The sequence below is a fragment of the Micromonospora sp. DSM 43699 genome, assembly GCF_055517075.1.
Map to the genome: position 1 here is coordinate 96,969 of NZ_JBTMMT010000016.1, position 11,157 is coordinate 108,125.

At 72.7% G+C, this 11,157-nt stretch carries 13 protein-coding genes and 1 pseudogene; 5 read left to right on the top strand and 9 right to left on the bottom strand.

Translation table 11 applies throughout. The features are described 5' to 3' along the window. Positions 1 to 16: 16 nt before the first annotated feature. From AC0AIB_RS11350 to AC0AIB_RS11360, 3 genes are read left to right on the top strand one after another with little or no spacing between them, the layout of a single operon-like run. On the top strand, positions 17 to 1,153 hold the full coding sequence (locus AC0AIB_RS11350; protein ID WP_465096561.1) for a glycosyltransferase: 1,137 nt from the start codon (positions 17 to 19) through the stop codon (positions 1,151 to 1,153). Beyond that, positions 1,150 to 2,214 carry a glycosyltransferase gene (locus tag AC0AIB_RS11355; protein WP_465096562.1) on the top strand — a complete coding sequence of 355 codons (1,065 nt, stop codon included), beginning with the start codon at positions 1,150 to 1,152 and terminating at the stop codon, positions 2,212 to 2,214. The genes AC0AIB_RS11350 and AC0AIB_RS11355 overlap by 4 nt, the downstream gene beginning before the upstream one ends. Beyond that, positions 2,211 to 3,692, top strand: coding sequence for a glycoside hydrolase family 130 protein (locus tag AC0AIB_RS11360; RefSeq protein ID WP_465096563.1), 1,482 nt, complete (start codon positions 2,211 to 2,213; stop codon positions 3,690 to 3,692). The genes AC0AIB_RS11355 and AC0AIB_RS11360 overlap by 4 nt, the downstream gene beginning before the upstream one ends. Before the next feature lie 264 nt (positions 3,693 to 3,956). Here the strand turns inward: AC0AIB_RS11360 and AC0AIB_RS11365 are convergent, their stop codons facing one another. The 9 genes from AC0AIB_RS11365 to AC0AIB_RS11405 form a co-directional block, all read right to left on the bottom strand. Further along, positions 3,957 to 4,577 (bottom strand): hypothetical protein, encoded by a 621-nt coding sequence (locus AC0AIB_RS11365; protein ID WP_465096564.1) that lies wholly within the window; start codon positions 4,575 to 4,577, stop codon positions 3,957 to 3,959. A 5-nt stretch (positions 4,578 to 4,582) separates the two neighbouring features. After that, positions 4,583 to 5,239 (bottom strand): GNAT family N-acetyltransferase, encoded by a 657-nt coding sequence (locus AC0AIB_RS11370; RefSeq protein WP_465096565.1) that lies wholly within the window; start codon positions 5,237 to 5,239, stop codon positions 4,583 to 4,585. A gap of 17 nt (positions 5,240 to 5,256) precedes the next feature. Beyond that, complete coding sequence (locus AC0AIB_RS11375) at positions 5,257 to 6,750, bottom strand: APC family permease (protein WP_465096566.1); 1,494 nt, start codon at positions 6,748 to 6,750, stop codon at positions 5,257 to 5,259. 39 nt (positions 6,751 to 6,789) lie between these two features. Then, complete coding sequence (locus AC0AIB_RS11380) at positions 6,790 to 7,719, bottom strand: CPBP family intramembrane glutamic endopeptidase (protein WP_328347863.1); 930 nt, start codon at positions 7,717 to 7,719, stop codon at positions 6,790 to 6,792. 65 nt (positions 7,720 to 7,784) lie between these two features. Next, positions 7,785 to 8,027, bottom strand: coding sequence for a hypothetical protein (locus tag AC0AIB_RS11385; protein WP_465096567.1), 243 nt, complete (start codon positions 8,025 to 8,027; stop codon positions 7,785 to 7,787). Between the two features lie 112 nt (positions 8,028 to 8,139). Beyond that, positions 8,140 to 8,877: a GOLPH3/VPS74 family protein gene (locus AC0AIB_RS11390; protein WP_328347858.1), complete on the bottom strand. Its 738-nt coding sequence runs from the start codon at positions 8,875 to 8,877 to the stop codon at positions 8,140 to 8,142. Then, positions 8,874 to 9,104 carry a hypothetical protein gene (locus AC0AIB_RS11395; protein WP_328347856.1) on the bottom strand — a complete coding sequence of 77 codons (231 nt, stop codon included), beginning with the start codon at positions 9,102 to 9,104 and terminating at the stop codon, positions 8,874 to 8,876. Before AC0AIB_RS11395 ends, AC0AIB_RS11390 begins: the two co-directional genes overlap by 4 nt. Next, complete coding sequence (locus AC0AIB_RS11400) at positions 9,101 to 9,379, bottom strand: hypothetical protein (RefSeq protein ID WP_328347854.1); 279 nt, start codon at positions 9,377 to 9,379, stop codon at positions 9,101 to 9,103. Before AC0AIB_RS11400 ends, AC0AIB_RS11395 begins: the two co-directional genes overlap by 4 nt. Beyond that, entirely contained in the window at positions 9,376 to 9,618 is a 243-nt protein-coding gene (locus AC0AIB_RS11405) for a hypothetical protein (RefSeq protein ID WP_465096568.1), read from the bottom strand. The genes AC0AIB_RS11400 and AC0AIB_RS11405 overlap by 4 nt, the downstream gene beginning before the upstream one ends. Positions 9,619 to 9,885: 267 nt before the next feature. On the opposite strand from AC0AIB_RS11405, the pseudogene AC0AIB_RS11410 reads away from it, so the two are divergent. Together AC0AIB_RS11410 and AC0AIB_RS11415 are read left to right on the top strand one after the other, a co-directional pair. After that, positions 9,886 to 10,056: pseudogene (locus tag AC0AIB_RS11410) on the top strand (helix-turn-helix domain-containing protein); the annotation flags it as partial. Between the two features lie 78 nt (positions 10,057 to 10,134). Then, positions 10,135 to 11,067: an XRE family transcriptional regulator gene (locus AC0AIB_RS11415; protein ID WP_465096571.1), complete on the top strand. Its 933-nt coding sequence runs from the start codon at positions 10,135 to 10,137 to the stop codon at positions 11,065 to 11,067. Positions 11,068 to 11,157 lie beyond the last annotated feature (90 nt).

Below are 11,157 nucleotides of genomic sequence, written 5' to 3' on the forward strand. Positions count from 1 at the left end.
CGGAAGGTCCCGACCCATGCTCCGCTACGGCTTCCTCAGCACCCACCCACCGACCCGGTGCGGCCTGGCCACCTTCAACGCCGCGCTGGCCGCGCACCTGACCGGGGGCGGCGCACCCGGCGTCGTCCGGGTCACCGACGGCACCGACGACCAGGGGGCCACCCCGCCCGGCGTGGTGCACACCTGGTCGGCGCGGACCCCGGGTGGCTGGCGGGAAGCCGCCGCCGCCCTGAACACCTACGACATCGCCGTCGTCCAGCACGAGTACGGCATCTATCCGGGCGTCGACGGCCGGGACCTCCTGCCGCTGCTGCGCCGGCTCGACGTGCCGAGCATCGTGGTCCTGCACACCGTGTTGCGTCAGCCCACCCCCCGGCAGAGGTCCCTGCTGGAGCAGATCGTCGCCGAGGCGGCGGCGGTCGTCACGATGACCGACACCGCCCGGGACCGGCTGCTCGTCGGTTACGCCGTGGACCCGACCAGGGTCACCGTCATCCCGCACGGCACCGCCGACCCGGTCGGCGGGTCCGGCCCGCGCCGCACCCGCCCGCACCTGCTCACCTGGGGGTTGCTCGGCCCCGGCAAGGGCATCGAGTGGTCGTTGCGGGCGCTGGCCCGGTTGCAGGACCTGGAACCGACCCCCACCTTCACCGTCGCGGGCCGCACCCACCCCAAGGTGATCGAGCAGCAGGGCGAGCGTTACCGGGCGGGCCTGCACCAACTCGGCGCGCAACTGGGTGTCGCGCACACCGTGGACTACCAGGCGGTCTACCACGACTCGGCCACGCTCGGCGCGCTGATCCGCTCCGCCGACGTGGTCCTGCTCCCGTACGACTCCCGCGAGCAGGTCACCTCCGGCGTGCTCGTCGAGGCGGTGGCCGCCGGGATTCCCGTCGTGGCCACCCCGTTCCCGCACGCCGTGGAGCTGCTCACCGGCGGGCCCGGTCTTGTCGTACCCTATGCGGACCCGACGGCCCTGGCGACGGCGGTCCGGCGCATCCTGACGGAGTCGGGCCTGGCGGCCCGACTCGCCGGCCGGCGTCGACCGGTGGCCGCCGAGCTGCGCTGGCCGGCGGTGGCGGCCCGGTACGCGGCCCTCGCCGACCGGCTCACCGCCACCGGGCCGCCCGTGGTCAGCGGGGTGTCGGCGTGACCGCGACCGTCGGCCGGGCCGGTCCACCGGCCGGCAGCCCGTCCGCCGCCCACCGAGCGGCCACGCCCGCACCGAGCTTCGCCCACCTCGCCCGGTTGAGCGACGACACCGGGCTGTTCGAACACGCCCGGCACGCCATCGTGCGGCGGCGGCACGGCTACTGCACCGACGACGTCGCCCGCGGCCTCGTCGTCACCAGCCGTGAGCCGGAGCCGACCGGCGCGGTGCTCCGGCTCGCGGAGTGTTACCTCGCCTTCCTGACCCACGCGCAGAACTCCCGGGGCGCCTTCCACAACCGGCTCGGCCTCGACCGGCACTGGGCCGACCAGCCCGGCCTCGGCGACTGGTGGGGACGGGCGCTGTGGGGGCTGGGCACCGCGGTGGCCCGCAGCCCGGCACCCTGGATCCGGGAGGAGGCGCTGGTCGCCTTCAGCACGGGAGCCGTGCGTCGCAGCCCGGCCCCGCACGCCATGGCCTTCGCCGCGCTCGGTGCCGTCGAGGTGCTGCGCCGTCACCCCAGCCACGCGGTCGCCGCCGCGCTGCTGTCCGACGCGGCCACCTCGATCGGTGCTCCGCCGGCCGATCCGGGCTGGCCCTGGCCGCAGCCGCGGCTGAGCTACGCCAGTGCGGCTCTCGCCGAGGTCGTGATCGCGGCCAGCCAGCTACGGCACGACGGACCGCTGCTCGACAACGGCCTGCGGATGCTGGCCTGGCTGCGCGACGTCCAACTGCGCGACGGGCGGCTGTCTGTCGTGCCGGCCGGGGGTTGGGAACGTGGCGCGGTGCGGCTGCGCCACGACCAGCAGCCGCTCGAGGTGGCCGCCTTCGCCGACGCCTGTGCCACCGCCGCCACCGTCACCGGTGACGCCGGCTGGGAGACCGGTGTGCGGCAGGCCGTCGGGTGGTTCCTCGGTGACAACGACGTCGGCACCCCGATGTGGGACCCGGCCACCGGCGGTGGCTACGACGGGTTGACCCGGCACGGACCCAACCTCAACCAGGGTGCCGAGTCGACCCTCGCGCTCATCTCCACCCTGCAGCACGCCCGGCGGTGGTCGTGACCGGACCCCCGGTCGTCCGGCGGGACCTCACCCTGCGCCCCGACCCGGGCCGGGTCGTCGTCAGGCTCTTCGTCCCCGGCGAGGACGCGGCCGTGGCCCGCACCCGGGCGCAGGCGCTCATCGACCGGATCTGCCGACTCGACGCCGAGGAGACCGACCGGCTGCTGCGGGACGCCCGGCACCGTTTCGGCGACCGGCACCGGGACCTGGATCGCACCTTCCACCACCACCACGACCTGGTCCGGCACCGGGCCTCCCGGTCCCGGGACCTGGACCCGGCGACCCGCCTGCTGGTCGGCGCCTACTTCAGCCACGAGTACGCGGTGGAGTCCGCCGCGTTGTGCAACCCGTCCATGGTGGTCCACCCCGACCAGGGCGGGCTGGCGGCGGGTCAGCTCCGGGTCGCGATCAGCCTGCGCCAGATCGGCGAGGGGCACCTGTCGTCGATCGGGTTCGCCGACGCCGTGCTCGGGCCCGGCGACCAGTTGACCGTCGACGCCCGGCCCGGCCCGCTGACAGTGGGCCGGCGGGTTCCGCTGCGGCACCGCCGCGATCTGCTCGCCGCCGGGCTCGCCGAGATCGACTGCGACGACGAGGTGTCCGCCACCGTGCTGGACGCCCTGCCCGCCCGCTACGACGAGGCAGTGCTCGACCGGGTCATCGCCGACCTGCCGGCCGACCTGCTGTCCCGGAGCACCGCCCCGGCCACCGTCGCCCACCTGAGACGGGCCGGTTCGGCCAGCTACGCCGTCGAGTTCCCCGCCGACAGCGGACTGCCGCAACGGGTGCTCTGGCCGGCCACCCCGGACGAGCGGAACGGGATGGAGGACGCCCGGTTCGTCAGGTTCGTCGACGAGTCGGGACCGGTGTACCGGGCCACCTACACCGCGTACGACGGGCAACGCATCGCCACCCGGGCCCTGAGCAGCACCGACCTGCGACGCTTCGAGATCACCCCGATGCGTGGTCCGGGCGTCCGCAACAAGGGGGTCGCGCTGTTTCCCCGTACGGTCGGCGGCCGGCACCTCGCGCTGTGCCGTGCCGACGGGGAGACCATCGGCCTGACCAGCCTGGACGGCGACAACCGGTGGCAGCGGCCGGTAGCACTGCACGCCCCCCGCCGGGGCTGGGAGCTGATCCAGGTCGGCAACTGCGGTTCACCCGTCGAGACGGACGCGGGATGGCTCGTGCTCACCCACGGTGTCGGCCCGATGCGCCGGTACGCCATCGGCGCGCTCCTGCTCGACCTGCACCGCCCGGAGCGGGTCGTCGCCGAACTGCCCGGCGCGCTGCTGGCCCCCGACGAGACCGAGCGCGACGGGTACGTGCCGAACGTCGTCTACTCCTGCGGCGCGCTCGTGCACGCCGGCCTGCTCTGGCTGCCGTACGGGGCCAGCGACGCCCGGGTCGGTTTCGCGACCGTACCGGTGGCCGCGCTCGTCGCGGCGATGGTCGAACCCGCGCTGCCGCCCGGTTGACGCCGGACTGCGGCGTCAACGGTGCCGGGGTGGTGCCCGGGTCGCCGAACGGGGCGATGTCGGCGCTGTGCCACCAGGAGGTACGAGAAGAGACCGGATCGTCGCCCGGTCACCAGCTCGTGGGCGGCGAGCAGGTCACCGGTGCGCGCGTCGATGACGAGGGTGACGGAGGACCTGTCGGCGGTGACCCTGTAGGCGAGGCCCGGACGCCGGGCGAACGTGCCGGGGCCGTCGCCGCGCGGAGACGGCCCCGGGGCCGGGCGGTCAGGTGGATGGCCCTGCTGCGGTCGTTTTGTCGGTGGCCGGGTGGCTGTGGCCGGTGCGGTGCAGGGGCCAGAGCCGGGGCCCGCTGGGCAGGTGCAGCGGCAGGCCGGCGCGGTAGCCGTGGCCGCGCAGGAAGTCCCGGGTCGCCTCCGTCGTCACGACCGTGTCGTAGGGGTCGCCGAGCCGGTCGACACGGTGGTGGTGCCGGTCGAGCAGGTGTCCGCCGATGCCCTGTCCCCGTCGGGTGGGGGTGACGTGGAGCCGGGACAGCCAGTGGTGCGGTGCGTCGGATCGGTAGCTGCGGACGAGTGTGTGGAGCTGCCGGAAGCGGGGCAGCGCGCGGCCGGCGAAGACGTCCAGGTGGTGGTCGGTGAGCACGGCGGTGTCGGGGAGGGGGTGGCGGTGCCATACCGCGACTGCGGTCAGGTCGAGGGGGACGTCGACGTGGCCCCACTCGATGGCGTGGTCGATCTCCATGGCCAGCAGGCCGTGGAAGACGGTCTGCCGCTCGGCGGGGTCGGGCACCAGCCATTCGGCGACGGGGTCGTCGGTGATGGCCTCGACGAGTAGGGCGGTGATCGTGGGTACGTCGCCGGGTTGCGCGTGCCGGATCTCGGCCATCGGGTTCACCGGGTCGACCGGCGGGGCTGCGGGGCGGGTGGGAACGGTGACCGGCCGGTGGGGGTTTGTCGGCCGCGCCACATGCGCCAGATCGGTAGGCCGTCGGTGGGCAGGATCAGTGGTGGGCCGGCGGTGTAGCCGAGCCGGCGGTAGAGCTGCCGGTTGCGGGTGTTGCTGGCCTCCAGGTATGCCGGCAGGCCCAGTTTGTCGAGATGCCGGTGGTGGTGGTGGAGCAGGGCCGCGCCGATGCCCCGGTTCTGCTGTTCCGGGTCGACGGCGACGTACGCGAGGTAGTGGTGTGGCTCGTCGGGGTGGAAGGCGTCGAACATGGCTTCCATCAGGGTGAACTTCGGCGCGTAGGGGCCGGTGGCGTGTTCCAGGGCTTCCTGGCGTTCCCGGGTGTGGCCCTGGGGTGGGTCGAGCCGGGGGTACCAGATGGCCACGGCGGACAGGTCGGCGGTGGTGTCGACGTGTCCGTGCGCCAGGCCGTGGTGGAACATCTCGCTGAAGTAGCGGTAGTAGACCAGGCGGCGGTCGGCGGGGTCGGGGATCAGCCAGTCGGCGACGGGTCCGTCGTGGAACGCCTCGGCGAGGACGGCGATCAGCGGCCCGGCGTCCTTGGTGGTCGCTCGGCGTACGGTGACGGTGCTGGTGTTGGTCATGGTCGCTCCGGTGGGGGTCAGGCCGGTTGGTGGGCGGTGTCGGGGGTGCGCGCGGGCAGGGTGTGGCTGTCCGCGCCGAGGCCGATGGCGGCGTAGACGGGCGGGTTGGTGGTGCGTAGGGTCAGTGCCCAGACCGTGCCGAGGAGCGCGGCGGTGGCGTAGGCGGCGGGGAAGAGCCAGCGCAGCGGGGAGTGTGGGTCGACGCCGAGTAGGGTGTCGAACTCGCGGATGGTGACGGTGAGGATCGCGCCCAGCGCCAGCGTGGCGGTCAGCGGGGCGACCGTGGCCCGCCAGTGGCCTTCGTGGTGGGTGGTTCGGGTGAAGTAGCCGACGACGGCGGCGGAGGTGGCGGTCATCAGGATCAGGACGCCGAGTCCGCCGGTGACGGTGACCCAGAAGAACAGGTGCACGATCGGGTCGGCGTCGGCTGCCGCGTAGCCGACTCCGACGGCGAGCGCGAGGCCGCTCTGGGTCATCGAGCCGACCTTCGGCGCACCCGTGCGCCGGCTGGTGCGGCCGAACGGGGCGGGGGCGACTCGTTCCCGGCCGAGGGCGAACAGGTACCGGGCCACGGTGTGGTGGAAGCTGAGCAGCGCGGCGAACAGGCTGGTGATGAAGAGGACCCGGCCGATGGTCACGACGCTCGCGCCGAGGTGCGGGGAGACCAGGTGGAAGATGAGGTCGGTGCCGTCGGTGCGGGCGGCGTCGACGATCCGGTCGGGGCCGGTGGCGACGGACATCGCCCAGGCGGACAGGCCGTAGAGCAGGCCGGTGACCGTGACGGCGAGGTAGGTGGCGCGGGCGACGGTGCGGCGCGGGTCCTTCGTCTCCTCGGAGAACACCACGGTGCCCTCGAAGCCGACGAACCCGGTGATCGCGGTGACCAGCGCCGCGCCGATGCCGGCGGTGAGGACGTGCGTCGGGGCGAGGGTGTCGACGGTGACGGTCCCGGCGGCGGGGTGGGTGACCATGACGGCGTCGAAGACGACCACCACCGCGCATTCGGCGATCAGCATGACGGCGAGGACTTTGCCGTTGAGGTCGATGCGGAGCACCCCGAGGACCGCTACCGCCGCCCAGGCGGCCAGGGCGCACAGCCACCAGGTGACGGCCCATCCGTATCGGTCGTGGAGGGCCTGGGCGAGGACCGCGCCGAAGCCGCCGTACAGGCCGATCTGCATGGCGTTGTACGCCAGCAGCGCGACGGCTGCTGCGGCGACGCCGGCCGGGCGGCCGAGTCCCCGGGTGACGTAGGTGTAGAACGCTCCGGCGTTGACGATGTGTCGGGACATCGCCACGTAGCCGACCGTAAACAGCGCGAGCACGGCGGCGACCACGAGGTACGCCACCGGGATGCCGGTGACGCCGGTGACGGCGTACCCGGTGGTCGCGCCTCCGGCGACGACGGTCAGCGGCGCGGCGGCGGCGATCACGAAGAACACGACGGCGGGGATGCCGAGTCGGCCGCGTGCCAGGGTCGCGGAGATGGTGTCGGGTGGGATGGGGGACATGGGCTCTCTCTTCCGCGCGGGAGGGTGGGGCGGGACGGGCTAGGCGGTGGGGTGGGGCGGGAACAGGGCGGCGGGTGCGACGGCGGCCAGGACGCGGGTCACGGAGGCGTAGGCGAGGACGCCGATGGCCTGGGCGGCGGCGAGCTGCCAGGGCGCACCGGCCAGGTTCGCGGCCGGGTCGTTGCCGCTGACGGCGGCGGCGACGGGCAGGATGGTGCCGTTGTAGGCGAGGTGGAAGGCGATGCCGGCTTCGAGCCCGCCGGTGCGGACGGTGAGCCAGCCGAGCGCGACGCCGATCGTGAAGGTCGCCGCCAATCCTGCCGTGGTGCCGGCACCGTGGAGCGCGGCGAACAGGGCGGCCTGGACGGTGATGCCGGGCCACGGTGAGCGGCAGAACCAGCCGACGCTCTGCATGAGGACGCCCCGGCTGAGGTACTCCTCGGTGCCGACCTGCCCGACCATGAGCGCCCCGACGACGGCGAGGGTGCCCAGGTAGGGGCCGATGCCCACCCACGGCGGCCCCGCATCCGACGGTGGTGCGGAGGCCGAGGTCGTGACCCCGACGACCCCGACGAGGAGGGACAGCGCGGCGATGGGCGCGGCGGCGGCCAGGCAGACGGCCAGCCACCGCCAGCGGAGGCGACCAGCGACGCTGCTGACCGTGCCGGCGGGCCGGCGTTCGACCCAGCGGACCGTCAGCAGGACCAGCGGCAGCGCGGCGGCGATCCCGGCGAACGACCACGCCAACGCGGTGTTCCCACCCAACACCGGAAGCGACGGCAACGACCGGCCCACGACGGCAGTGACCCCCATGGTGGTCACGACCAGGGCCAGCGCCACCGCGACGGCCAGTGGTGGACGCCACCACGCGGTGACCCACGGCCGGGCCATCCGGTGGTAGTCCATGGCGGAAGACCGCGCCACCACACCGGTGCCCGGTGCGGGTGGACGGAGAACGGGAACAGGCATGCGTGGCGCTCCATGGGGCTACACAGGACGGAACGGGAGAGGGAAACGGGGTCACGGTTGGCGGGTCAGGTCGGACCTCCGGTCAGGACTGACGCCTCGATGAACAACCCGATCAACTGCCGGAGCAGGTGACCCAGCGGGGCCGACGGGTCCGCCACGGCCGGGCCGGCGACGTAGGCCACCCGCACGGCGAGGGCCCCCACAGCGACGGCTGCGACCAGCAGAACGGTGCCGACACCCACCCGCACCGTCGAACGGCGGGCCCTGCTGGTGGACGCCGACGACGGAGGTGGCGCTGCGCTGGTCATCGAAGCTCTCTCTGATCGGTGACGTGCTGCTGCGGCAGGCGATGGGGCCGGCCCGGCGCGCACCTCCCGCCGTGCCGCCCGGACGTGACCGGCGTCGGTGACCCGAGCGTGTTCAGGTGCGGTGGCTCAGCACCGCCGCGCCCACGGCGGCACCGAGTTCGGCGAGCAGGCCGGGCCAGGGCGGCCACAGTTGCTCGACCAGGAGGCTCAGGTAGTCGCGGGCGACCCAGGAGGCACCGTCGAGCAGCGCCAGGTCCAGTTGGGTGTGCACGACCAGGCCGGCGAGCAGGACGTCGTGCTCGTGGAGGCCGCGGCGGTTGCGGAGCTGTTGGGACAGCCGGGCCCAGGGCCAGGCGGCGGCGTTCATGTCCGTCGGCACGGCCCCGGTGCGCCGTCGCCACCACGGGCCGGTCGTCTGCTCGCGCAGCAGACCGGCCTGCGTCATCCGGTGGGTGACCTGTTCGTCGGCGGTGGTGGCGAGGTACGACAGCCACTGCCGGACGGGGGTGTCCTGCGGTTCGGTGAGCATCCGGTCGAGGATCTTGTGTTGCAGCCAGTCCGCCGGGGTGGGGCCGTCCCGCCAGACGTGGACCGCGCCCCGGGAGAAGCTGATCCGCCCGGCGTAGTGCAGCTCCATGAGCAGCCCGGCGGCCAGCCCGAGGGACAACGCGGTGCGGAACAGGCGCGGCTGCCCGGTCCGATCGTCGTGGGCGAGGAAGTGGAAGTCGTTGGCGATCAGCGGCGGCGGACGGTGGGCGGTGGCGACCGCGCGGGCCGGCGGGTGGGCGGGGGCGGGTTCGTGGTGGACGGGCCGGGTGTGCTCGTCGCCGACGGCGGGGGAGGGGTTCACCGCTGCTGGCCTTCCTGGGTCGGGTCGTCGGATGGGTCGAGGAGGCCGTGACGTTCGAGGAGGCCACGGCCGATCGGGTGGTGACGCAGCTCCTCGACGGCCCAGCGGTGCTGCGCGCACCCGTCGTCGCGGCACTCGAAGCAGGTGCGGCCGAGGTGGCCCAGGACCGTCCTGCGGGCCGAGTCGTACCGGGCGCCGGGGTGGACGCTCTCGTGGGCGCCGGTCATCGTGCGCTGCCGTAACGACGCAGCGCGGTGATGCGGACCCGCAGTTCCAGGCAGGGCGGGTGCTGCTCCACGTGCGGGTACTCGCACTGCGGACGGTGGCCGAGGACCCACATCCACTCGTCACTGAGATGCGCGAGGTCGGTGCGCAGCCGCACCAGGACGACATCGACGTGAGTGCCGGGCATCAGGTCGCGGCCGAAGGACCAGTCGTCGCCGTCGAGTTGCAGCAGGGTGCCGGGGGCGACCCGGGGCGGGGGAAGGCTGCTGCCGGTCATGCGCGTGACCACCAACGCCAGCGGCGACGCCTCGGCCGGGCCGGGTCCTGCGCCGGCAGGCTGAGGCTGGCCCAGAAGCGCCGGTTGTCGCGCGCCACGTCCTCGGCCGTCGCCTCGTCTGTCCGGCTCCAACCGCCCTTGTGACCGTAGAGCGTGGCCGGGCCCTCCCGATCGATACCGAACGGCTGGTACGGCTGCCCGTCCCGAGGAACGAACCACTTGACACGGGTCAACGCCATCCCCTTCTAGGTAAATCAAACGCCGGGTGTTGTCAGCAACCGGCCGAGAGCCCTCAACCAGAGGGCGCAGAGACCGCCCCGTTCGGAGGTTTGGTTCTGACCCCTGCGCCGGGCATGTAGGTGGGGACTCGTCCCGACTGTGTTTGCGGCGTGACGCGCCTATTCCCGCCAGTAGCATGCGCTGACACGTCGAGACTGGCCGATAGGCTGTGCAAACGGCAGGCGTGCAGTGTGTGCACACACGCCTGCACACAGTTGGGAGGCTTTATGGACTCTTTCGGGCGCATACTCAGGCAGCGCCGGGAGGCGGCCGGACTGTCGTTGCGGCAGTTCGGGGTACGAATATGCTTCCAATACAGCCACATTTCGCAGGTAGAGCGTGGAGTACGCCGCCCCACTGCCCAGTTCGCGGAAGCATGCGACCGAGAGTTGAACGCCGCCGGGATGCTGGTAGAGGCATACCGGCAGGAGCAGGCAGGCGACACCGACATGCGTAGACGTACCATCCTCGGCACCATGGGCGCGCTGGCCGCAGCACCGGCTGTCGATCACCTCATTGGCTGGGAGGCGCTACGACACGGCCTGAGCGCAGCGATAGACGTTGAGTTCGACGAATGGGAGCAGGTGGTTGTCGAGTACGGACACGCCTACTACAGGCAGCCGCCCCAGCAGGTGATGGCCCAACTGGGTCGGGACGTGACCGTATTGCAGCACCAACTGTCGGTAGATCGTGGGCAGCGGCGGCCCTCGTTGCTGCGTGCCGCCGGACATCTCTCGGTGATCGTCGCGTTGGGCATGGTGGCGTCCGGGCAGGGGTTCATGGCCCGCAGGTGGTGGCAGACGGCGCAGCGAGTTGCCGACGAATCCGGGGACCCGGAGACGCAGGTGTTGACCCGAGCGTGGGATGTGGTGAACGGCTGCTATGACAGGCGCTCTGCCTCGCAGGTGGTGGCCCTGTCGGATGAGGCGCTGCCGCTGCTGGACGGCCGGGTGTCGGCGGCGGCTTGTGGACTGCTGGCCGGGCGGGCACAAGCCTTGTCGTTGGCGGGTCGCCATACGGAGGCGGTGGAGACGGTGCGGCTGCTCGCTGATCGAGTGGAGCGGCTACCTGCGGCCGTGGTGGCGGATGCGGAGTCGCTGTGGGGTTGGCCGGAGCACCGGCTGCGACACACCGAGTCGTGGGTGTACACGCTCGCCGGCCAGCTCCGAGCGGCCGATCAGGCGCAGCGGCGGGCGTTGGAGCTGTATCCGTCGTCGCAGCAGCGGTTGCGGACGCAGGTTCAGTTGCATCAGGCTACGGCGCATATCAGGGCGGGGCACGTGTCAGACGGTTTACGGATGGCCGCCGATCTGCTGGACGGGTTGCCGGTGGAGCAGCACAACGAACTGGTGCGGGTGGTGGCACGGCGGGTCGGAACGTGTCAAGGGATTGAGGCCAACGGGAGTTAAGCGGCTTGTCGTTGTGGCTCGGGTTTGTTGATCCAGACCTGTTGGGGCAGGTCGAGGATCTTGGGCAGGGGTCGGGTGGTGCCGAACCGT